Origin of the sequence: Microbacterium sp. CR_7, from assembly GCF_041954755.1 — a bacterium.
Classification (GTDB): Bacteria; Actinomycetota; Actinomycetes; order Actinomycetales; family Microbacteriaceae; genus Microbacterium.
The window spans coordinates 77,457-99,975 of the sequence record NZ_JAVAYF010000004.1 but is presented as its reverse complement, the minus strand read 5'-3'; the positions used below and the strand labels follow the sequence as shown (position 1 = coordinate 99,975).

The following is a 22,519-nucleotide window of genomic DNA, read 5'->3' as shown; positions in this document are numbered from 1 at the left end:
TGAGGCAAATCTAGTCGGTCCGCCGGAAAGACCGGCTCGGGCCACGTGCGGCTCTGCCGACCCGATCCGTCAGGGAATGATCGTTCCCGTTCCCGGGTCGATGCCCGTTCCGGGATCGGTGCCCGTTCCGGGATCCGTGCCCGTTCCGGGATCCGTGCCCGTTCCCGGATCCGTGCCCGTTCCCGGATCCGTCCCCGGATCCGAGGGGGTCTCACTCTGGACGGGAGGGGCGGGAACGGGATCGGGAGCCGGTGCCTGCGACGGACGACGCACCGGAGTCCTGTTCTCCTCCGGCTCCTCGGTCTCGACCGGCAGCACGCGCGCCACCGTCAGGGCGGCGCTGACTCGCACGCCCTCGTCGTTCTCCGCGGTGACCGTGTAGACCACTGACTCGGCGGCACAGGGGAACGGGACCGCGCGGTCGGCGAGGTCGGCCGGGAGCGCGGCGGCGATCGGGAGCTCCAGAGCGTCGACCTGTGCGTCGCCGGCCCCGATCGCGACGTTGTCGGCGTCGTCGATCTGCCAGCTCAGCAGCACCTGTCCGTCCTCGGCATCCTCCGACGCGCACTCGACCGTGGCCGTGTTGGCGGTGAAGCTCTGGATCACCGGATCGGCCACGGCGGTCGGCGGCGCGGCGGTCGGGCGCGACGACGGCTCGGGGTCCGCCGGCGCAGCCGCGGTGCTGAGCGTCCCGATGATGGCACCCGCGGCCACCGCGAGGAGCACGGCCACCCCCGTGAGCACCATGAGCAGGACGCTCCGCTTCCTCGTCCGCTGTTCGAGACGTCGATGACGCTCTCGCCGAGCCCGAGCGCGCGGCTCGGCGGATGTGGAGGTCACCAGCGGTACGGCTCCCCCGGCGGACCCGCGCGGCGAATCGTCGGCTGCGGAGGCCGCTCCGAACCCGACGGCGACCGGCGCGTTCCTCGTCTGGGGCCGGGGTGCGGAGGCCGCGCCGACGGCGTTCGCGCCCGGGTTCTTGGTCCAGGCCACGTATTCGGCGATGACGTCGTCGGTGGGGCCGTCGGCGATGAGCTCGCCCTTGTGCACCCACAGCACCCGCTCGCAGGTCTGCTTCAGCGAGCCGACGGAGTGACTGACGATCATCACGAGACCGGCGCTGTCGCGCAGTTCGTTGATGCGCTTCTCGCTCTTGGCACGGAATCGCCGGTCGCCGACAGCGAGGGCTTCATCGATCAGGAGTATCGAGTGCGCCTTCGCCGAGGCGATGGCGAACTTCAGGCGTGCCCCCATTCCGGACGAATAGGTGCGCATGGGGTGGTAGATGAAGTCGTTGAGCTCGGCGAAATCCGCGATCTCGTCGACGCGCGCCGCCGCTTCCTCAGGGCTGAAGCCCATCGCGAGCAGTCCGAGTCTGATGTTGTTCTCGCCCGAGAGCTCGGGAACGAGTGCGGCGTTCACGCCGAGGAGCACGGGACGATCCCGGGCGAAGATCGCTCCCTCAGACGGGGGGATGAGACCCGTCATCGCGCGGAACAGTGTCGACTTCCCCGACCCGTTGTGGCCGATGACGCCGATCGACTCTCCCTCGCTGGCGGTGAAGCTCACTCCGCGCAGCGCGGGGACGGTCTGGAGGTCACGTCCTCCCCGGATCGACCGAAAGCTCGTCAGGGACTCGCGGGCCGTCATCCTCTTGCCGGAGGCGTAGACGCGGTAGTTGACGTGCACGTTGTCTGCGACGATCATCGGTCGCGGCGCGTTGTGGATCGCGTCGGGCCGGGTTCCGGGGAGCAGCAGGTCAGTCACTGAGCCCATACCTCGGTTCACCCTGCCAGAAGAAGATCGTGCCGCCGATGACGGTGGCCAGCGCCCAGAGCGGGGCCGCGATCCACGCGATCAACGGAGCCGCGTAGCTGTCGAGCATCACGTCGCGGGCGAGGGCGATGAACTCGTAGGTCGGCAGGAGGTGTGCGATCGTCAGCAGTGTCGGGAACCCGGCGAGCGCGCCGTCGATGTTGAAGAAGATGCCGCTGCCGTAGAAGAGCACGCGGTTGATGATCGGCACCAGCTGCTGGATGTCGCGGGTGCGCACCGAGATCCGCGCGACGATCAGCGCGACGCCGAGGTTGAACACGCCCATGACCATGAGGATGGGGAAGATCAGCAGCCATGACCAGGCGATCGGCTCGCCGAGGATGAGCAGCAGGACCCCGAGCAGGAGCATCACCGGAACGATCCGCATCGCCTGCTCGGCGATCACCGAGATGGGGAGCAGGATCCGAGGGAAGCCGAAGCTCTGCACGAGCTTGGCGTTGCTCGTGATCGACTTCGAGCCGCTGCCGAAGCATCCGGTGAAGAACTCGAACACGAAGACGCCGACTATCAGGTACGGCACGAAGTTCGCGGGGCGCGCAGCGCCGGCGAGGATGAAGTTGAAGATCGTGCCGTACACGATCGCGAGCGCGAGGGGCTTGAGCACGATCCAGAGCACGCCGAGGCGGTTCGGCAGCAGCCCTCCGATGAGTCGGCTGCCTGCGAGCCGCAAGGCGAACATCCGCAGCTGCCAGGTGTCGGCGAGATAGTCACCGAATCGAGGACGCTTGCCCACCTGACTGAGCCCGGTGGTCAGGGGCGCAGCGATCGCTCCCATTCCGAATCCTCTACCTCTCTCCGACCTGGTGCGAGATCTCCGTGGTCCAGGGCGGCATATCGGAATATGCTACCCCACGGCCTTCGCCGCCCCGCGAGGCGACGATCAGTCGCGGCCGTAGATGTCGCGCGTGTAGACCTTGTGGGCGACGTCGTCGAGAGCATCCGTCGAGCGGTTGGCGATGATGACGTCGGCTCGCGTCTTGAACTCATCGAGATCGCGGACCACCTCCGAGTGGAAGAACTCGTCGCCGTCGAGCGACGGCTCGTACACGACCACCTCGATGCCCTTGGCCTTGATGCGCTTCATGATCCCCTGGATCGACGAGGCCCGGAAGTTGTCGGATCCGGATTTCATCACCAGGCGGTAGACGCCGACGGTCCGTGGCCCGCGGGCGAGGATGTCGGAAGCGACGAAGTCCTTCCGCGTGCTGTTGGCGTCGACGATCGCTGCGATGAGGTTCTGCGGCACCTCGGAGTAATTGGCCAGCAGCTGCTTGGTGTCCTTCGGCAGGCAGTATCCGCCGTATCCGAAGGACGGATTGTTGTAGTGCGAGCCGATCCGCGGATCGAGTCCCACGCCCTCGATGATCTGCCGGGTGTCGAGCCCGTGCACGGCCGCGTAGGTGTCGAGCTCGTTGAAGTAGGCCACGCGCAGCGCGAGGTAGGTGTTGGCGAACAGCTTGATCGCCTCCGCCTCGGTCGAATCGGTGAGGAGCACCGGCACGTCGCTCGCGATCGCGCCCTCGACGAGCAGATCGGCGAAGCGCTGCCCCGCGGGTCCTCGGTCTCCGACGACGATGCGCGAGGGGTGCAGGTTGTCGTACAGCGCGCGTCCCTCGCGCAGGAACTCGGGCGAGAAGAGGATGGTCGCGCCCGGACGCTCGGCCCTCATCCGCGCGGTGAATCCCACCGGAACGGTCGACTTGATGACGATGGCGGCCGCAGGGTTCACCTCCAGCACCGTGTCGATGACCGACTCGACCGAGGAGGTGTCGAAGTAGTTCGTGACCTCGTCGTAGTTCGTCGGCGTCGCCACGACCACGAAATCCGCGTCGCGGTAGGCCTCAGCGGCATCCGTCGTGGGTGCGAGGTCGAGCTCTCGCGTCGCCAGGTAGTCCTCGAGCTCGACGTCGGCGATCGGCGAGGTCCGGCGGCGGAGCTTCTCGACCTTCTCGGGATCGATGTCGACGGCGGAGACCGCATGGTGCTGAGCGAGGATGACGGCGTTGGACAGGCCGACGTACCCGGTCCCGGCAATGGCGATCTTCATGCACTCAGGCTATCCCGACGCACGGATAGACTCGTGCGCGATGACATCGCGCCCACTCCTGACGATCGTCATGCCCGTCTCGAATGACGACGAGACCGTCGCGACGGCGATCGAGAGCGCACTCGCGCAGACGCAGGCCGACATCGAGATCGTCTGCGTCGACGATGCCTCCACCGACGGCACCGCCGCCGTGCTCGAGGGGTTCCGGCGTCGAGACCCGCGGGTGCGAGTCGTGCGCCAAGACCACAACCTCTCGGCGTTCCAGGCGCGGCGCATCGGGGTCCTCGCGGCGCGCGCCGAGCGGGTCATCTTCCTCGACGGCGACGACGAGCTGATGCCGGATGCCGCGGCGACCGCTCTTGCGAGAGCCGACGAGACCGACGCCGACATCGTCGGCTTCGGGGTCACGGTGGTCGAGCGCGACGGCCGCACAGGCAGTCCGTACGAGATGCGACTGCAACCGCCGTCGCATCCGTTCACCGGTGACGGCGTGCTGCGCGGACTCTTCCCGATCGGCAGACCGGCACAGGGCCAGCTCTGGCGGTTCCTCTTCCGTACGAGCCTCCTGCGCGAGGCCTATGCGCTCGTGCCGACCGACCTCGTGCTGACGCGCGTCAACGACCTCCCCCTGCTGTTCCTCGCTGCGGCCCTCGCCACGAGCTACGCCGCGGTGCCGACGAAGCTCTATCGCTACCACTTCGGTCGAGGCGGCAGCGGGCACCGCATCGATACCGTCGACCGAGCGCGGTTCTACACCGGGGCGGTCCACTCGGTCGATGCGATCGCACCCGCGGTCGACGCGCTCGCCGACGGGCACGCGGATCCGGGCTTCGTGCGCGAGACCTATGCCTCGGTGCGCCTGTCGATCATCGGGTACGTCTGCTTCCAGATCGTGGAGCACAGCGACGACGGAGTCCTCGACGACGCGCTCTCGCACCTGCACACGGTGGCGAGCGCCGATGACGTCCTGAGGGCGGCCGCGCGGTTCTACCCCGTGACGCTCAGCGCCCTGAAGTTCCACGCGACCTGGCAGGGCATGCCGGCCGGTCCCGTTCGCAGCATCCTGCTCGTCACGTCGACCCTGCGCACCGGCGGCGTGTCGGCAGTGCTCGCCGCACAGGCGAGGTATCTGCACGAGTCCGGCTTCCGGGTGGCCGTCGTGGCGAGGAACGGCGGCAGCGAGACGAGCGCGCTGCCGGCCGGCATCCCGTTCAGGGAACTGACCTCACGTCTCCTGCCTGCCCAGTTGGCGGAATGGGCCGAGATCTGCCGAGAGCACGAGGTCGACGTGGTGATCGACCACCAGGTGCTCTACATGGACACGTGGCCCGAGTTCGCGCTCGTCGCGCGCGCCGAGGGTGCGGCGACCATCGGATGGTTGCACAATTTCGTCGCCCGGCCCGTATACGACGGCAACGGCCGGCTGACGCTCATCGAACGGTGCAGCGCCGCTCTCGCCCAGCTCGTCACGCTGTCGCCGCTGGACGTCGCGTACTTCCGTCTGCGCGGGATCGATCACGTCGCTCACCTTCCCAATCCGCCGTCGGCGCTGATGCTCGAGCCGGCGCACGCGGGCCCGAAGGCCGCTCCCGCCGACCGGCTGGAGCTGGCGTGGTGGGGTCGCCTCGAGCAACGCACGAAGCAGGTGCGCGAACTCGTCGAGGTCGGGGTGCAGCTGCGCGCGCTCGGAGTGTCGTTCACCCTGCGGATCATCGGTCCTGACTGGGACGACGTCACCGCGCGGAAGCTCAACGCTCTGGCGCGTCGGCGGGGCGTCGGCGATGCCGTCGTGGCGGTGGGTCCGCTGCGCGGGGCGGCCCTGGTCAGCGCGATCGATGCGGCGGACGCCTTCGTCTCGACGAGCGTCATCGAGGGGTACCAGCTCACGATCGCCGAGGCGCAGGCTCGCGGACTGCCGGTGTTCATGTACGAGCTGCCGTGGCTGACCCTCGTGCAGCGCAACGACGGTGTCGTCGCCGTGCGACAGGGCGACGCGCGCGCACTCGCTGCACGGCTCGCGGACGCTCTCGATGACCCCGAGCACTACGTGCGGCTGTCGCAGGGATCGCTGGAGGCGGCGACGAGGGCCGTCGACCACGACTTCGCACGACTGTACCGCGACGTGGTCACCGGAGCGCTCGCGCCGGAGTTCTCCCCGCGCCCGACCCTGAGCGACGCGCACGAGCTGCTCGGTCTGCTCGTGTTCTTCGCGGAGCGGGCGGACGGCCGGGCGACCGCGCCGACCGACCCGCAGGCGTGGAGACAGCGGGTGTGGCGGTCGGCGACGCCGCTCGGACGGGCGGCCCTACGGCGGGTGCCCGGGTTGAAGCCGCTCGCGCATCGCGCGAAGGGATGGCTCGGCGCGCGCTGAGGTCTCCGGCTGCGCCTCAGGCGACGGCCTCCATCGCCGCGTGGATCCGCGCCGTCAGCGCAGCGATCTCCGCGCGGGCCGACGTGATCGCGGGTGCGAGCGTCGGGAGGTGGGTCTCGAACCGCTGCGCGAACCCGTGGAACTGCTCGTATCCGCCGACGAGGCCTCCGAGGCCGACCGTCCCGAGCAGCCGCGAGATCTTGTGCGGATCGCTCCCGGAACCGAGCGGGAACGCTCCCTCCGTGGCCCCGATGATGAGACCGTGCGCCCGGTCGCTGATGACGGCGAGCGATCGACGGTACACCTCGCGCACGTATTCGTCGAGCACGTCGTGCCGCATGCTCGGAGGCATCGCGTATTCGCCGCCGAGCGCCTGCGCGAGGCGCATCGCGCGCGGCGCATCCCGCGCCACCTGCGCGACGGTGACGATGCGGGTCTGAGTCGCCACAGCGAACGCCCGCACGGCGGCGAGCCAGTCGTCTCCGGGCCAGGCGCGGTCGAAGCGCATCGTCACCGCGATGAGAGGTCGCTCCTCCGCCGACGCCCACGCATCGACGTGCCATCCCTCCGAGTACGCCCAGTCCGGGGCGACGTCGCCGAACCCCGCGCCGTCACGTGAACCCCGGTCACGCCACGACATCACCGAGGCCGCGCGCATGACGGGGTCGAAGGCGACGCTCCGGGCCGTGTCGACGTCCTTGATCCCGATGCCGGCGAAGATCAGCGCTCCCCCGGCCTCCAGCACGCGCGCGCATTCGGCGGCCCGGCGCGGAACGGGGAAGTGCCCGGCGCGGGGATTGATCTCGCCCGCGTTGAAGGCGTGCACGGGGCGGGCGGTCGCGTCCTCCGCCGCGGCCCACTCCGCCCTGCTGCGGTGGATCGTGAGGTCGGATGCCGGTGCGAAGCCCGCCGTGAAGTCGCTCGTCGCCTCCCCGAGGTAGAGGTGGACGTGCCGGCCCGCTCCGCGCAGTGCGTCGAGGTACACGAGCCGCAGGGCGGAGTCGCCGAGGTTGTCGTCCTGCCCGCTGAGATGGGCGAACACCTGCTGAGTCGGTTTCGCAATCACTGCACCCCACTATATGGTGGCTCTGTGTTCTCCCTGCCCCTGCTCAGGACCGGGGCAGCGACGGAGCAGGACGCGATTAGGACTCCGACAGTGCTGGTCGCTGCACGCCCTCCGCGCCACCGGGTCGACTTCGTCGATCAGCTCGTCGGCGACGACTCCGAGGGCCAGGCGCCGAGAGAGGTCGTGCTCGAGTTCCGCACCGACCCGTTCCGCACCGACGGCGCGGACGTGATCCATCTCACCGACCTCACGGTCGTGCTCGGCGCCCGCCACTCCCTTGAGCGGCAGCGGCTGCGCCGTGCGAAGCGCTTCACCGGGATGATTCGTCGCCGGCGCCTCCCGCTCGTGCTCACCGTGGACGGAGCGGAGGCGACGGACGTCTCGTCGCGCGCCGAGCAGCTCGTCCGAGACGCCGCGTCCGCGGTGACCTCCGTGGTCGAGTCGTCGTCCGCGGGCGGGAAGCCGATCCACGTCATCGAGCACAGCCATCTCCGCGACCGGTTCCTCGGCTTCCCTCGTGCGGATCGTGTTCCCGGACGGCTGCTCCTCACCGCGCTGACCACGCTGCATCCGTCGACGCGAGCCGCACTGGGTGTGTTCGGCGTCGCCGACGTCCCGGGATGGTCACTGCGCGTCGCCGGTGGCATAGCGGCCGAAGAAGCGACCGCGTACGCACATTCGCTCGCGGATCAGTCGGATGCTGTCTCGCTTCGCGACGAGGCGCTCTCGGACGCGGAGAGCGTCGTCGAGGTGAGCAGGGCCGAGCTGGTGATCGTTCCCGCCGCGACGACCAGGGAAGCGCAGATGATCATCATGCTCGCTCTGTCGCTGGACAGGCCCGTGCTGATCGAGGACTCGCCGCCGGCAGAGGCGTTGGCGAACGAGGTCGGTCCGTCCTGGGTACGGCGCCACAGCGGCCCGCTGACCGCGGACGCCCTCGAGACGGCACTCGCGGCGTTCCGCGACGACCCGCCCTTCGGCCGACCGAATCTCGACGCGCGCGCTCCCAATCTCGTCAGCGCCCGTTACCACGCGGTGTATCGCGACGCCGCGGCCAGGCGCTGACCCGGAACGAATCGCATGACGACCCCTCAGACCCCGCTCATCTCGTTCATCGTCGCCGCGGACGCCGACGCCGACAGCGCAGCCGTCGACCGCAGTCTTCGGTCCGTCCTGGCACAGTCTCTCGCTCGGATCGAGGTGGTCTGCGTCAGCGCCGGCGAGGGCGGTGCGCTTCCCACCGATGCACGCCTCGTCATGGTCGGTCATGCCGTGGGTACGCCTCGCGCGCAGCTCGTCCGCTCGGGCATCGACGCCGCGCGCGCACCGTACGTGCTGGTCCTGGAGCCCGGCGACACGGTGACCCAGGGTGCTGCGACACGCCTTCACCGCGCGGCTGCGGAGTCGCAGGCGGATCTCATCGCGTTCGGAGTCCGGGCCGATGCGCGACGCCGCGGCACCACCGTCGCCCCGGAAGCCGGACCGCTCCACGGAGGGGACATCCTCCGCGCCCTCGTCCCTCGAGATGCTCGCGCCGACCTGCGGTTCTCCCGCCAGCTGATCCGCACCGATCTGCTCCGGCGGGCGTACACGGCATCCGCCGTCTCTCCGGGGGATCTCCTCGATGACGGCGCGGTCGTTCTCCTCGCGTACGCCGCGGCCAGCTCCTATGCGGCCGTCAGCACCGTGGAGTACCGTCAGGCGTCGCCCTCGCCCTCGCGCGACCACGCCCACGCCCACCAGCGTGTCGAGGATGCGGTGGATCGGGTCAGGGCGCTCAGCGGGGCCGAAGCGACCGTGCGCCAGCATGCGCGTCACAGCGCCGACCCCGAGCCGCTGCTCGACGCCTACCGAGCGGGCTATCTCACCATCGTCGGTGACGCGCTCGAGACTTTCGCGGCGCAGCCGCCGGAGAACCGCGCCCACGGATACGAGCAGCTCCGGGCCTGCGTCGACGATCTCGACCTCGTTTCGGCCGCCGTGATGTTCGCCCCGGGGACGGTCGCCGCTCTCGTCGCGCACGGAGAGAGACTCGAGCTCGGCCGCGAGCACGCACGCAGCGTGCTGCTCACGACCAACGTGCTCACCACCGGCGGAGTCTCCGGCGTCCTCCTCACCCAGGCACGTCTCCTCATCGCGTCCGGCCACCGGGTGACGATCGTCACCCACCGCCCCGGGAGCGCCGAGTCACTGGTCCCCGAGGGTGCGAGCCTCGTGCAGCTGACCGGAACGACGAGGGAGCAGCGCGTGAGGCAGTGGGCCCGGCTCTGTCGGCGTTTCGAGGTGGATGTCGTCATCGATCACCGCATCCTCTACTCGCGCGATTGGCCGTCGTTCGCGCTCGCGGCACGCAGCGCCGGGTCGGCCACGGTCGGCTGGATCCATAATTTCGCCGGCCGCCCCACCTACAACGGCAACGACCTGCAGACGCTTCTCCGCACCCATCTGCGCGCATTGGCGCACCTGGTCGTCCTCTCCCCTCTCGACGTGGCGTTCTGGAAGCTACGCGGCATCGAACACGTCAGCTACCTGCCGAACCCGCCCTCGCCCTTCCTCCTCACCACCGGGCACACCACCGGGGCCAAGAGCGCACCGCAGGGGCGACGCCTCGAACTCATCTGGTGGGGGCGTCTCGAGGAGCACACGAAGAGGGTCACCCAGCTCGTGGAGGTCGCGGCGGCGCTGCAGCGGCTCGGCGTCGACTTCCGTCTGCGCATCGTCGGCCCCGACTGGGCGGACATGACTGCGGAACGCCTGCGGGCCCTCGCCGCGAGCCGCGGGGTCGCCGACCGCGTCGAGCTCACGGGTCCCCGACACGGATCCGATCTGCTGGAGCTCATCGACTCGTCCGATGTCTTCGTGAACACCAGCATCATCGAGGGGTATCCGCTCACGCTGCCCGAGGCGCAGTCGCGCGGGCTCCCGATCGTGATGTATGACCTGCCGTGGCTCTCCCTCATCCACGGCAACGGCGGTGTCATCACGACCCCCCAGCAGGATCCGCAAGCCCTCGCCGACGCCGTGGCGGAGCTCGCCGCGGATGCTCCGCGCTACGAGGCGATGTCTCGCGCCTCGGTCGCCGCGGCGACCGAGGCCACGTCATACGACTTCTCCGATCTCTACGTTCGGTTGCTCCGCGGGGATCTTCCGCCGGAGTATTCCCCCGACCCCACCCTGCAGGACGGACGCGAGGTGCTCGACCTCCTCGTCTTCTTCGCAGAGCGGAGCACCCCGCCGCCGCGGCCGACGCCCGCCCGCGCGGCTCCGGCGGCCGCCGCTCTCCGCCAGCGCGGACAGGTGCGCACGCTGGGCGAGCGCCTCGAGCGCACGTTGACCCCGATCGGGCACCGGGTCATCGACACAGCTCCGTGGCTGCGACCGGCCGCGAACAAGATCAAACGCGCACTCCTGCGCCGATAGCGAGTGACCCCCATGTCTGCGACTCCCCTCGTGTCGATCGTCATCCCCGTCTTCAACGACGCAGACGTGATCGTCAGCGCCCTCGACAGCTGCCTTCGTCAGACACTCGCGTCCATCGAGATCATCGTCGTCGACGACGCCTCCACCGACGACACGGCCGCGATCGTGCAGCGCTACAGCGCTCGGGATCCTCGCATCCGACTCGTGCCACAGGAGCGCAACGCCTCCGCCTATCAAGCGCGACGCGCCGGCATCCTCGCCGCGACGGCCGACCACCTGCTGTTCCTCGATGGCGACGACGAGCTCGCCGAGACGGCCGCAGAAGCGGCGCTCGCGACGGCGACGGCGACAGGGGCGGACCTGGTGCAGTTCGGCGTGGAAGTGGTCCAGCTCGACGGACGCACCGGAGGGCGGTTCGAGGCGCGCCTCCAGCCGAAGCATGCATCCCTCAGCGGAGCCGAAGTGCTCGCCGGCCTGTTCCCCCTCGATCGCCCTGCGCAGGGGCAACTGTGGCGCTATCTGTTCCGCACACGGCTCCTCGCCGACGCCTATGCCCTGATGCCCGCCGACCTGGTGCTGCCGAGGGTCAACGACCTGCCGATCTCGTTCCTCGCCGCCGCGCTCGCCACTCGGTTCGAGTCGATCCCTGACCGCCTCTACCGTTACCACTTCGGACGCGGAGGCAGCGGTCGGAAGGTGCGCGACCTGACGACCGCCGCCTTCTACGCGGGTGCCATACGATCCATCGACTCCATCGAGCCGGCCGTGCGCACCATCGCGGAGTCCCGCGTCGATCCCGACCCGTTGCTGACCACGTATGCGTCCGTCCGCCGCGCGATCATCGGCTACACCGCCCACTATCTGGCGGAGCATACGCGCGCCGACCTGCGGGATGCGGTGTTCGCCGATCTCTTCACACGCGCGTCGGCCAGCGACATCGTGCTGTCCACCGCCCAGTACTTCCCGAAGTCGATCGACACCCTCGCCGCGCACGGCGGAGCGATCACTCTGGCTGCCCGGCCGGCACGCAGCATCGCGCTCGCGACCAATCACCTGCGCACCGGTGGCATCTCCGGCGTCGTGATCTCCCAGGCGCGGGTGCTGCAGGACGCGGGCTTCCGCGTCACAGTGATCGCGCGGGAGCCGGGCAGCGACCTCTCGGGGCTGCCCGCCGGCATCGCGTTCGCCGAAGTGTCGGCGGAGAGACTGGGCGACTCCCTCGCGCAGTGGGCGCGAGTCTGCGCCGAGCACGATCTGGATCTGGTGATCGACCATCAGTGGCAGTACTCCCCGACGTGGCAGGCCTTCGCGCTCGCGGCGCGAGCCGAGGGGGTCGCCACCGTCGGCTGGTCGCACAACTTCGCCGGCCGATCACTGCTGTTCGGCCTCGACCGCCTTGAATCCGCGCCTCTCTACTTCCCCCTCCTCTCGCGTCTCATCGTGCTGTCCCCGATCGACGTCGCATTCTGGAAGCTCCGCGGCATGCCGCGCGTCTCCTATCTGCCCAACCCGCCGTCGCCGAACCTGCTCGCCGCCGGCGTCCTCGACGCTCCGCGTCGCGCCCCCGAAGGGCGCCCGATCGAGCTCATCTGGTGGGGGCGCCTCCAGGAGCGCACCAAGCGCGTGAGCGAGCTGATCGACGTCGCGGAGCATCTCGACCGCATGGGCGTCGATTTCCGCCTCCGCATCGTCGGTCCCGACTGGCGGGATATGACGGCCGCCCGGCTGAACAGCATGGCCGCCGAGCGCGGCCTGGCGGGCCGCGTGCGGGCGGTCGGTCCGCTCCGAGGCGATGCGCTCACGGCGGCGATCGACTCGTCGGACATCTTCGTGAACACCAGCATCATCGAGGGGTACCCCCTCACCGTCCCGGAGGCCCAGGCCCGAGGCCTTCCTGTCGCCATGTACGATTTGCCCTGGCTGGCCGTGGTCGAGGGGAACGCAGGCATCGTCTCGGTGGCGCAGGGGGATGCGTGCGCCCTGGCCCACGCGATCGCCGAGGCGACGGGCGACGCTGACCGATACATCGACCTCTCCTCCGCATCGCTGATCGCCGCGACGCGGGAGCTGCGTCATGATCTCGGCGTCCGGTACCGCGAGTTGACCGCGGACGCCCTACCCGAAGCGCTATCGGCCGAGCCGAGTATCGAGAACGTGCGGCTGCTGATGGACCTGATGATCACGATGACGGAGGATCACACAGCGAGCAGCACGGCCCGACAGCCACGTGCCTCGATCGACGGCAGCGCACGTGAGGTGCCGGGGGCCTCACGCCTGCGATGGGCGGTGCGACGAGCGATCCCACTCACGAAGGCCCTTCTGGAGGTCGCTCCCTGGCTCCGACCGCTCGCGGAGCGGGCGAAGCACGCGATGCTGTCGAGACATCGCTGATGTCAGGCGCCGGCTTTCGCCTGGAAGACTCTGATGCCGCGATGAGGTGAGGCGGTGCTGGCGCCGACGAGCCCCTCGTCCGTCCAGAAGCCGACCACGTCCCGCTCGTCCGGCCGATCGGCGTCGTCGAGCATCACGAGCGCGTCCGCCGCGAGTCTGGCGCGCAGCAGGGGTAGAGCAGGGTAACGAGCGTGAGGACCGCTCGTTCCCGGAGGGCCGTCCACGAGCAGCACGTCGACGACCTCGGGGAGCTCCGCCTGCTCGAGGTCATACCAGAGGAACTCCCCACGCGGTGTCGACTGCTCGGTCAGCGGGCACACGGATACCTGCGCCCAGTCACTCAGACCATGCGCCTCGAGCATGGAGCGAGTCGCCGCGGCGTACTCCGCGCTGTTCTCGAGAGCGTAGACCTTGCCCGCCCCCTTCGCCTTCATGGCGAGCGCCATCCAGAGGGTGGACGTACCGCTGCCGCACTCGACGACGGAGACGGCGTCACGCTGCTCGATCGCATCGAGCAGATACACCACCCCGATCGGGCTCAGAGCCCACCCCGACAGGATCGGCAACGGCGTGCGGGGCGTGTAGCGCGCGAGAAGCTGGAGGAGCGCCTGCTCCTCACTCACGCTCTCGATCTCGATCCGCCGAACACGGCGATCGATGCGGGTGATCGTGCTGGACAGGTCCGACAGCGCTTCGGCCGAGGTGACGACCCCGTCCTTCGTCGAGACGATCGTCTGGGACAGGAGCTGTTGGGCCACGCGCATGCCGCGGATCTCAGACCTCAGCGCAGCCATGTCCAGCGACAGCTGCTCGATCAGCGCGGGCGACGGCCCGGCGCCGCGCGGCCCCAGCGGCTGGCGCGGTGCGTAGGAGTTGGCGGCGGACATCGCGCGCGCCGTCGTCGTCGACGCGGTCTGCACGTCGTCTCTGGTCGATTTCACGAGGCGCAGGATCCGCTCGGCGAGGCGACGCGACTGCCTGACGTCTTTCATCTGAGCTCGCACGTCACTGCGGCGCGTGGCGAACTCGATGCGGGAGATCAGACCCAGGACGGCCACGAGTGCGGCGATCAGGACGAGAGCCCACTCGAGGTACCCCATCAGGGCGAGGCACGACGCAGCCGCGGCGAAGCCGACGAGTACGACGATGGTCGCGAGATCTCTCGCTGAGAGCCTTGGCATCTGGTTCCTCCTGTTGCGACCCGCCAGGGCCGACCACATTGCTAGTTCGCGAGTCGCGATGACATGCCCGACGGGTTGTTCTGTTGCCACCGCCACGAATCCGCGCACATTTCGTCGATCGAACGAGTCGCCATCCATCCGAGTTCGGCGCGAGCGCGAGACGGATCGGCGTACGCGACCGCGAGGTCGCCGTCGCGGCGGGGACCGACCGTGTACGGAACCGTCCGACCACTGGCACGCTCGTACGCCCGGACGAGCTGCAGGACCGACGTCGAAGCTCCCGTACCGAGATTGAACGCGCGCACATCGGTCGTCATCGCATCGAGGTGATCGAGCGCAGCGACATGCCCCGCGGCGAGATCCACGACGTGGATGTAGTCACGCTCACCCGTTCCGTCGATGGTCTCGTAGTCGTCGCCGTGCACGGTGAGTCGGTCCCGTCGTCCGACCGCGACCTGAGCGATGAAGGGCATCAGATTGTTCGGGATGCCGCGCGGGTCCTCGCCGATCAGACCGGACGAGTGCGCCCCGACGGGGTTGAAGTAGCGGAGCAGCGCCACTTTCCAGCCCACGTGGGCTGCGGCGATGTCCGTCAGCATCCGCTCGATGATCACCTTCGTCTGCCCGTAGGGGTTGGACGACTCCAACGGCCAACTGTCCTCCCCGAGCGGAGACGCATGACTCGCGCCGTACACCGTCGCAGACGACGAGAACACCAGTCGGCGCACACCGTGCCTTGCCATCACGTCGGCGACCGTCAGGGTGCTGACGAGGTTGTTCCGGTAGTACTCGAGCGGTGCGGACACCGATTCTCCGACTGCTTTGAGCCCGGCGCAGTGGATGACCGCGTCGATCGGCTCGACCCGGAACAGTCGCTCCGTCGCTTCGACATCCGTGAGCTCGGCTTCATGGCACTCGATCGGCACACCGGCGACGAGTTCGAGACGCTCGAGGACCCCTCGACTCGAGTTCGAGAAGTTGTCGGCGATCACGGGCGTGTGCCCCGCCTCGACGAGGGCGAGCACCGTGTGGGAACCCACGTACCCGGCGCCTCCTGTGACGAGAACCCGCACCTCAGGCGGCCTTCGTCAACCGCTGGATCTTGAGGGTCTGATTCCGTTCGTGACGCATCATCATGTAGATGCTGTACGCCTCGGGCGACGGATCCACCTCCTGGATACGCGAACCCGCGTCCTCCGGGAGCTCGAGGAAGAGACGCCGGGTCGCCGCGAACATCCGATGAATGACATCTCCGATCTGCGGAGCCAACTCCGGATCGACCGGGTGATGTGCGAGACGGCGCTTCATGTCGAGGTAGGCCGCGAAGTATCCCCGCATCGATCGCTCGGCTGCACCGGCCGTCATGATCGACCCAGGGCGCATCCGGCGTGCGTAGATCGGATTGTCGACATGCGCGGCTCGCGCTGCGTGAAGGAAGAGAGCGAAAGTGAAGGGATTGTCCTCGTGCATGATGCCGGGTATGAACGAGAGCTCCGCTTCTCGGAGGAGATCGGTCCGAGCGAGATACAGGCACGCACTGGGACGATACTCGCTCGCGCCGTTCAGCTCCGCCATCAGCTGCGGGCCCGTCACAACGGTCGAATAGGCGCGCGAGCGCGTGTAGTACGTCGCGTACGCGGTGTGCGTGGCTTCGGAGACCCCCGGTTCGAAGAACGCCTCCGCGTCGAAGAGCAGCAGATCGAGTGCGTCACGGTCGGCGATCTCGACCAGATTGGCCAGATCGTCCGTACGCCAGTAGTCGTCGCTGTCGAGCATGCAGACGTAACGGCCCCGGGCCACTTCGAGGCCCGAGTTGCGGGCCGCGGAGAGCCCGCCGTTCGGTCGATCGACGACGATGATGCGGGGATCGCTCGTCGCGTACTCGTGGAGGATGCGGGCGGAATCATCCGTGGACCCGTCGTTCACGCAGATGACCTCGAAGGAGACTCCGGTTTGACCGAGAACCGAGAGAAGGCACTCGTGCAACCACGCTGCGGCGTTGTAGACGGGGACGATCACCGACACGTCGGGAGCGGCAGAGTCGACGGCGCGAGGTCGGTCTTCGAGGTCGGGCTCTCCGGCGGCGTCGATGACGATCTCCCGCGACGTCACCGGTTCGGGCAGCGGCGGGCCTCCGGGCGCCTCCGCACGGTCGAACAGGAATGCCGATACTGGCTTCGCGATGATCTCGGCCACCCGTTGCCGGAGATGCGACGAGAGGAACACGCCGCTCGACGCATCGGCGATCCCGTTGCGGGGGAAGACGTCATCGCGCAGAGCGTCGTAGGTCGTCGTGAAGGCATCGGCCGTCTTGGCCCGCGACAGCGCACCCACCGACATCGAAGCCACGAGGTTCATGAACGCACGTTCGTGGCGCTCGTAGATGCCGGCATCCACCAGCGCATCGTAGATCCCCGAGATCGCCTCCACGAACTCGAGGGGCGTCTCGTGAACCGAGCCCTGCAGGCTCGTGGTGTTGCTGACGCGGTACTCCACGAGCTCCTCGGCCACGTAGGTGATCCGCTGCGCCCGGGCGAGAGACATGTAGGTGAAGTACGCGTCGTTGGCGCGCCTCAGCGGCTGGAACGCGATACCGGCCGCCTCGACGAACTCCCTGCGGAAGAGCTTGTTCCAGTTGGCGGGGTTGGTGAAGTAGAAGAGATGGTCTGCGACGTCCTCCGGCGAGAAGGGAGTCTCCTTCGGCATGATGTCGACGCGCAGCGCCCAGGGCTGGGACTTGCGCGTTCCTGTGACGTCATCGAGTGTGCTGTAGCCGGAGAGCACGACGTCTGCTCGGTCCGACTTCGCCTTCGCGTAGAGCTTCTCGAGCATGCTGGGCGCGTACAGGTCGTCCGCATCGAGGAAGCCGAGATACTCGCCTCGGGCGATGCCCAGCCCGGTGTTGCGGGCCGCACCGGCACTCCCGATCGCAGGTCCGTCGATGAGACGGAAGCGCCGGTCCGAGTTCACGAACGATTCCACGATCTTCACCGACCGATCCGTCGACCCGTCGTCCACGACGATGACCTCGAAGTCCAGAAGAGACTGCGAAGCCAGGCTCTCGAGGGTGTCTTTGATGTGTCTCTCCGCGTTATGCATCGGAATCACGACAGACACCGCCGGCATGACCGACTTCACAAGCTTGACCACTCGTCCCCCACTCCGTTCGTCGACCCAGAGTATCGGAATTCTTGAGGCACCCCTCACCGCCCCCGTTGCGTCAGAGATGTCGACGTCCGGCCGTGTCGACGCCCCTGTACGTGATCGAGGACATCCTGGAGTCGGCTCTCCTCCCGGCGGGAGCTCAGGCCAGCGAGGCGGCGGGGACCGCGGCGTCGTAGGGATTCGCGACGGACGGAGCATCGACGGTCGGAAGCCCGTGGATGTCCAGGTACGCGTTGAACTGGGCGAAGAGTTCGGGCAGGGCGTCGAACATCGGTCGGTAATCCATCAGCGCATGGATCTCCTCCGAGCTCATGTCGACGACCAGCTCCTTCGGGAGAGCGGGAAGCCGGAGCACGTTGGTCAGCTCCTCCGTGCGGCTGTCGTGCGTGATCCACACCGCGGGCACGCCGCTGAGCAGGGACGCCATGTTGACATGGAAGCGCGTGCCGTACGAGAAGCCGACGCTCTCCGAGTTGAAGGCGTACCACGAGTCCGGGTCGCGGAAGAGGTTGAAGCGGCTCGTGTAGTAGCGCTCCAGCTGCGGCACCGACAGCGCCCCCTCCTTCACCGGACGCTTGAGGAACCACGGCAGCGGAAGGTCCTTCGTTCCCCGCTGGAGCTCGAACGCATACGTCGCGGCGAACTTGTTCACAGGCTCGATCAGATGGCTGTCCTCCTGGATGGCTCGGACCAGCATGCGGTTCTCGAGGGGCTCATGGTAGGTGGTGCCGTTGTACGCCGTCCGGCCTTCGCGGCCGTCACGGATCGCCTCTGCGAGGAGCGAGAAGGCCTGCGGGCGCGAGAAGAACGAGGGGCAGCCGGTGACGAAGGTGTTCGACACTCCCGCGAACTCCTCGAACATCGCCGCGGTGAACCCGCCCCGGACGCCGACGGCCTCCGACCTGTCACCCAGGAACTTCATGAGCTCCACAGCCTCAGGGGGCATCGTGCCGTCGAGCTCCTGGGTGGGCGCCTGCGCGCCGAGCCCGAAGATCACGATCGGGACGGTGAAGCGGGACAGGTAGTCCTGGAAGCGCTTGTAGCGCGCCCCGTCCTCGTCGTTCAGCTTGAGGAAATTGGCCACCGTGACCACGAGGTGGCTGCATTCATTGTTGACGTACTCGACGAAGTTCCGGCGCCCCGGCCCGAAGCGACGATCCTTGTAGAAGACCGCCTCCGGGAACAGCTCGAACGGCGCATTACCGTGGATCATGTTGCCCGCGTTCTCGGGCATCTGGATCGGGAACTCGGCGGGGAGTCGGGTATAGCAACCCATCACTCCGATCGGTTGCTGGCTCATGCCCGACATCCTCCAGTCGATTCGCGTGGCAGCCACGACATGCGTGGTGATCGAAGCCAGCGTAGTACACCTGCGCATGCTGCACGTTCCGTGGCGACAGCGGCCTGACCCGGCACCGGCCGGAGGACCCCGGGAGCTGATCGCCGCGCTCAGGGCGCTCGCCCGAGGCGGGGACAGGAAAGGGGCCGGACCCGAAGGTCCGACCCCTTTCGCAGGAAGCAGATGCTTACTTGATGATCTTCGTCACCGTACCGGCGCCGACCGTACGACCACCCTCACGGATGGCGAAGCCGAGGCCCTCCTCCATGGCGATCGGCTGGATCAGCTCGACCGTCATGTCGGTGGTGTCGCCGGGCATGACCATCTCGGTGCCCTCGGGCAGCGAGATGACGCCGGTGACGTCGGTGGTACGGAAGTAGAACTGCGGGCGGTAGTTCGTGTAGAAGGGGTTGTGGCGGCCACCCTCGTCCTTGGACAGGATGTACGCGGTGCCCTCGAAGTCGGTGTGCGGCGTGACCGAACCCGGCTTCACGATGACCTGGCCGCGCTCGACGTCCTCACGCTTGGTGCCGCGGAGCAGCAGACCACAGTTCTCGCCGGCCCATGCCTCGTCGAGCTGCTTGTGGAACATCTCGATACCGGTGACGGTCGTCTTCTGCGTCGGGCGCAGACCCACGATCTCGACCTCGGAGTTGATGGCCAGGGTGCCACGCTCGGCGCGACCCGTGACGACGGTTCCACGACCGGTGATCGTGAAGACGTCCTCGACGGGCATCAGGAACGGCTTGTCGCGGTCACGCTCGGGGTCCGGCACGCTGTCGTCGACGGCCTGCATGAGCTCGAGGATCTTCTCGGTCCACTTCTCGTCGCCCTCGAGGGCCTTGAGAGCGGAGACCTGGACGACCGGAGCGTTGTCGCCGTCGAAGCCCTGGCTGGAGAGCAGCTCGCGGACCTCGAGCTCGACGAGCTCCAGGATCTCCTCGTCGTCGACCATGTCGGACTTGTTCAGCGCGACGAGCAGGTACGGGACGCCGACCTGCTTGGCGAGCAGCACGTGCTCACGCGTCTGAGCCATGGGGCCGTCGGTGGCGGCGACCACGAGGATCGCGCCGTCCATCTGAGCCGCACCGGTGATCATGTTCTTGACGTAGTCGGCGTGACCGGGAGCGTCGACGTGAGCGTAGTGACGCTTCGGGGTCTCGTACTCGATGTGCGAGATGTTGATGGTGATACCACGCTGGCGCTCTTCCGGCGCCGAGTCGATGGAAGCGAAGTCGCGCTGCACGTTGGTGTCGGAGGGGTACTTGTCAGCAAGCACCTTCGAGATCGCTGCGGAGAGCGTGGTCTTGCCGTGGTCGACGTGACCGATCGTTCCGATGTTGACGTGCGGCTTGGTCCGCTCGAACTTGGCCTTAGCCACTGGGTCCTCCTCAGGACGTCGTTGTAGAGGTGCCGGGCACTGGATTGCGACCGGTTCTCTACGGGTGTGATTCTCAGTTTAGTAGAGAGGGAATGTGAAGTTGTAGGTGACCTGGGAGCCGGGCCGGAACCCGGCTCCCAGGAAGGGTTACTCGCCCTTGGCCTTCTGGACGATCTCGTCGGCCACGGCGCGCGGGACCTCGGCGTAGCTGTCGAACTCCATGGAGTAGACGGCACGGCCGGAGGTCTTCGAGCGCAGGTCGCCGATGTAGCCGAACATCTCGGAAAGCGGCACCGACGCACGGACGACCTTGACGCCTGCGGCGTCCTCCATCGACTGGATCTGGCCACGACGCGAGTTCAGGTCGCCGATGACGTCGCCCATGTACTCCTCGGGAGTACGGACCTCGACGGCCATCAGCGGCTCGAGCAGCACGGGGTTGGCGCGACGAGCGGCCTCCTTGAAGCCCATGGAGCCCGCGATCTTGAACGCCATCTCCGAGGAGTCGACGTCGTGCGCCGCACCGTCGACGATGGTCGCCTTGACGCCCACCATCGGGTAGCCGGCGAGCACGCCGACGTTCATCGCGTCCTGGAAACCGGCGTCGATCGAGCCGATGTACTCACGCGGGATGCGTCCACCGGTGACCGAGTTCACGAACTCGTAGGTCTTCTCGCCGTCGAGCTCGAGCGGCTCGATGTTGAACTGGATCTTGGCGAACTGACCCGATCCACCGGTCTGCTTCTTGTGCGTGTAGTCGTGCTTCTCAACGGCCTTGCGGATCGTCTCGCGGTACGCCACCTGCGGCTTGCCGACGTTCGCCTCGACGCGGAACTCGCGCTTCATGCGGTCGACGAGGATGTCGAGGTGCAACTCGCCCATGCCCTTGATGGTCGTCTGACCGGTCTCGGGGTTGAGCTCCGTGCGGAAGGTCGGGTCCTCCTCAGCGAGCTTCTGGATCGCGAGACCCAGCTTCTCCTGGTCGGCCTTGGTCTTCGGCTCGATGGCGACCTCGATCACCGGCTCCGGGAACGTCATCGACTCGAGGACGACCGGCGCGTCGATCGCGGCGAGGGTGTCACCGGTGGTGGTGTCCTTCAGGCCGATCACGGCGTAGATGTTGCCGGCGGTCAGCTTGTCGACCGGGTTCTCCTTGTTGGCGTGCATCTGGAAAATCTTCCCGATGCGCTCCTTCTTGCCCTTGGTCGAGTTGATGACCTGGGCGCCCGACTCGAGCTCGCCCGAGTAGACGCGCACGTAGGTCAGACGACCGAAGAACGGGTGCACGGCGACCTTGAAGGCCAGAGCCGCGAACGGGTCCTTCGCGTCGGGGTGACGCTCGATGATCTTCTCCTCGTCCTTCGGGTCGTGCGCCTCGATGGCGGGCACGTCCAGCGGGGACGGCAGGTAGTCGACGACGGCGTCCAGCATCGGCTGCACACCGCGGTTCTTGAACGCCGAGCCGCAGAGCACGGGGTAGATCTCCGAGGCGACGACCATCTTGCGGATGGCGCCCTTGATCTCGGCGACCGTGAGCTCCTCGCCGCCGAAGAACTTCTCGAGAAGCTCCTCATCGGTCTCGGCCACCGTCTCCAGCAGCTGCTGGCGGTACTCCTCGGCCTTGTCCTTGAGGTCGGCCGGGATCTCCTGGATCTCGTACGACGCACCCATGGTCACGTCACCCTTGGCGTCGCCGGGCCAGACCAGCGCGCGCATCTCGACGAGGTCGATGACGCCGACGAAGTCGTTCTCGGCGCCGATCGGGAGCTGCAGCACCAGCGGCTTGGCGCCGAGGCGGTTGATGATGGTGTCGACGGTGAAGTAGAAGTCCGCGCCGAGCTTGTCCATCTTGTTGACGAAGCAGATGCGGGGGACGTTGTACTTGTCGGCCTGACGCCACACGGTCTCGGACTGGGGCTCGACGCCCTCCTTGCCGTCGAACACGGCGACAGCACCGTCGAGGACGCGGAGCGAGCGCTCCACCTCGACCGTGAAGTCCACGTGACCGGGGGTGTCGATGATGTTGATCTGGTTCTTGTTCCAGAAGCAGGTCACGGCGGCAGACGTGATCGTGATGCCGCGCTCCTTCTCCTGCTCCATCCAGTCGGTGGTCGAGGCGCCGTCGTGCGTCTCGCCGAGCTTGTGGTTGACGCCCGTGTAGAACAGGATGCGCTCGGTCGTCGTGGTCTTGCCAGCATCGATGTGCGCCATGATGCCGATGTTCCGAACCTTGCTCAGGTCGGTGAGCACGTCTTGTGCCACAGGAGTGTCCTTATCTTTTCGTGCAGTCGTACTGCGAAGAGGGGGTGCCCGCCCCCGGCG

Annotated in this window: 14 protein-coding genes; 4 read left to right on the top strand and 10 right to left on the bottom strand. The window is 67.8% G+C overall.

From position 1 onward, the window contains the following. Positions 1–69: 69 nt before the first annotated feature. The 3 genes from RAC81_RS09500 to RAC81_RS09490 form a co-directional block, all read right to left on the bottom strand. Positions 70–1,767, bottom strand: a complete 1,698-nt coding sequence (locus RAC81_RS09500; RefSeq protein ID WP_375082143.1) for an ABC transporter ATP-binding protein — start codon at positions 1,765–1,767, stop codon at positions 70–72. Next, positions 1,760–2,611 (bottom strand): ABC transporter permease, encoded by an 852-nt coding sequence (locus RAC81_RS09495; protein WP_375082142.1) that lies wholly within the window; start codon positions 2,609–2,611, stop codon positions 1,760–1,762. Before RAC81_RS09495 ends, RAC81_RS09500 begins: the two co-directional genes overlap by 8 nt. A 105-nt stretch (positions 2,612–2,716) precedes the next feature. After that, positions 2,717–3,883: a nucleotide sugar dehydrogenase gene (locus RAC81_RS09490; protein WP_375082141.1), complete on the bottom strand. Its 1,167-nt coding sequence runs from the start codon at positions 3,881–3,883 to the stop codon at positions 2,717–2,719. A 40-nt stretch (positions 3,884–3,923) separates the two neighbouring features. Between RAC81_RS09490 and RAC81_RS09485 the strand changes: the two genes are divergently transcribed. Then, positions 3,924–6,254, top strand: a complete 2,331-nt coding sequence (locus RAC81_RS09485; protein WP_375082140.1) for a glycosyltransferase — start codon at positions 3,924–3,926, stop codon at positions 6,252–6,254. 16 nt (positions 6,255–6,270) lie between these two features. Here the strand turns inward: RAC81_RS09485 and RAC81_RS09480 are convergent, their stop codons facing one another. Then, on the bottom strand, positions 6,271–7,320 hold the full coding sequence (locus RAC81_RS09480; RefSeq protein WP_375082139.1) for a hypothetical protein: 1,050 nt from the start codon (positions 7,318–7,320) through the stop codon (positions 6,271–6,273). Positions 7,321–7,410: 90 nt separating this feature from the next. On the opposite strand from RAC81_RS09480, the gene RAC81_RS09475 reads away from it, so the two are divergent. The 3 genes from RAC81_RS09475 to RAC81_RS09465 are packed head-to-tail and all read left to right on the top strand — an operon-like array spanning position 7,411 to position 13,131. Continuing rightward, positions 7,411–8,385 (top strand): hypothetical protein, encoded by a 975-nt coding sequence (locus tag RAC81_RS09475; RefSeq protein ID WP_375082138.1) that lies wholly within the window; start codon positions 7,411–7,413, stop codon positions 8,383–8,385. A gap of 15 nt (positions 8,386–8,400) precedes the next feature. Then, the gene (locus tag RAC81_RS09470; protein ID WP_375082137.1) at positions 8,401–10,740 is read left to right on the top strand and encodes a glycosyltransferase; all 2,340 of its coding nucleotides are present in this window, start codon (positions 8,401–8,403) and stop codon (positions 10,738–10,740) included. 12 nt (positions 10,741–10,752) lie between these two features. Continuing rightward, positions 10,753–13,131, top strand: coding sequence for a glycosyltransferase (locus RAC81_RS09465; protein WP_375082136.1), 2,379 nt, complete (start codon positions 10,753–10,755; stop codon positions 13,129–13,131). A 2-nt stretch (positions 13,132–13,133) separates the two neighbouring features. Here RAC81_RS09465 and RAC81_RS09460 read toward each other — a convergent pair whose 3' ends face one another. The 6 genes from RAC81_RS09460 to fusA form a co-directional block, all read right to left on the bottom strand. Next, the gene (locus tag RAC81_RS09460) at positions 13,134–14,312 is read right to left on the bottom strand and encodes a class I SAM-dependent methyltransferase (RefSeq protein WP_375082135.1); all 1,179 of its coding nucleotides are present in this window, start codon (positions 14,310–14,312) and stop codon (positions 13,134–13,136) included. 41 nt (positions 14,313–14,353) lie between these two features. Then, on the bottom strand, positions 14,354–15,385 hold the full coding sequence (galE, locus tag RAC81_RS09455; RefSeq protein ID WP_375082134.1) for a UDP-glucose 4-epimerase GalE: 1,032 nt from the start codon (positions 15,383–15,385) through the stop codon (positions 14,354–14,356). A 1-nt stretch (position 15,386) separates the two neighbouring features. Beyond that, positions 15,387–17,438: a glycosyltransferase gene (locus RAC81_RS09450; RefSeq protein WP_375082133.1), complete on the bottom strand. Its 2,052-nt coding sequence runs from the start codon at positions 17,436–17,438 to the stop codon at positions 15,387–15,389. A 178-nt stretch (positions 17,439–17,616) separates the two neighbouring features. Next, positions 17,617–18,777 (bottom strand): polysaccharide pyruvyl transferase family protein, encoded by a 1,161-nt coding sequence (locus RAC81_RS09445; protein ID WP_375082132.1) that lies wholly within the window; start codon positions 18,775–18,777, stop codon positions 17,617–17,619. Positions 18,778–19,003: 226 nt separating this feature from the next. Further along, positions 19,004–20,197 carry an elongation factor Tu gene (tuf, locus tag RAC81_RS09440; protein WP_096715090.1) on the bottom strand — a complete coding sequence of 398 codons (1,194 nt, stop codon included), beginning with the start codon at positions 20,195–20,197 and terminating at the stop codon, positions 19,004–19,006. Positions 20,198–20,344: 147 nt separating this feature from the next. Next, a complete protein-coding gene (gene fusA, locus RAC81_RS09435; protein ID WP_341933619.1) occupies positions 20,345–22,459 on the bottom strand; it encodes an elongation factor G in 2,115 nt (704 codons plus the stop codon). Between the last annotated feature and the right edge of the window lie 60 nt (positions 22,460–22,519).

Bases quoted from the DNA above. Each gene is read 5' to 3' on its own strand.
- RAC81_RS09445 (WP_375082132.1), bottom strand. From the start codon at position 18,777: ATGAGCCAGCAACCGATCGGAGTGATGGGTTGCTATACCCGACTCCCC.
- RAC81_RS09495 (WP_375082142.1), bottom strand. From the start codon at position 2,611: ATGGGAGCGATCGCTGCGCCCCTGACCACCGGGCTCAGTCAGGTGGGC.
- RAC81_RS09450 (WP_375082133.1), bottom strand. From the start codon at position 17,438: ATGCCGGCGGTGTCTGTCGTGATTCCGATGCATAACGCGGAGAGACAC.
- RAC81_RS09465 (WP_375082136.1), top strand. From the start codon at position 10,753: ATGTCTGCGACTCCCCTCGTGTCGATCGTCATCCCCGTCTTCAACGAC.
- RAC81_RS09490 (WP_375082141.1), bottom strand. From the start codon at position 3,883: ATGAAGATCGCCATTGCCGGGACCGGGTACGTCGGCCTGTCCAACGCC.
- RAC81_RS09460 (WP_375082135.1), bottom strand. From the start codon at position 14,312: ATGCCAAGGCTCTCAGCGAGAGATCTCGCGACCATCGTCGTACTCGTC.
- RAC81_RS09485 (WP_375082140.1), top strand. From the start codon at position 3,924: ATGACATCGCGCCCACTCCTGACGATCGTCATGCCCGTCTCGAATGAC.
- RAC81_RS09470 (WP_375082137.1), top strand. From the start codon at position 8,401: ATGACGACCCCTCAGACCCCGCTCATCTCGTTCATCGTCGCCGCGGAC.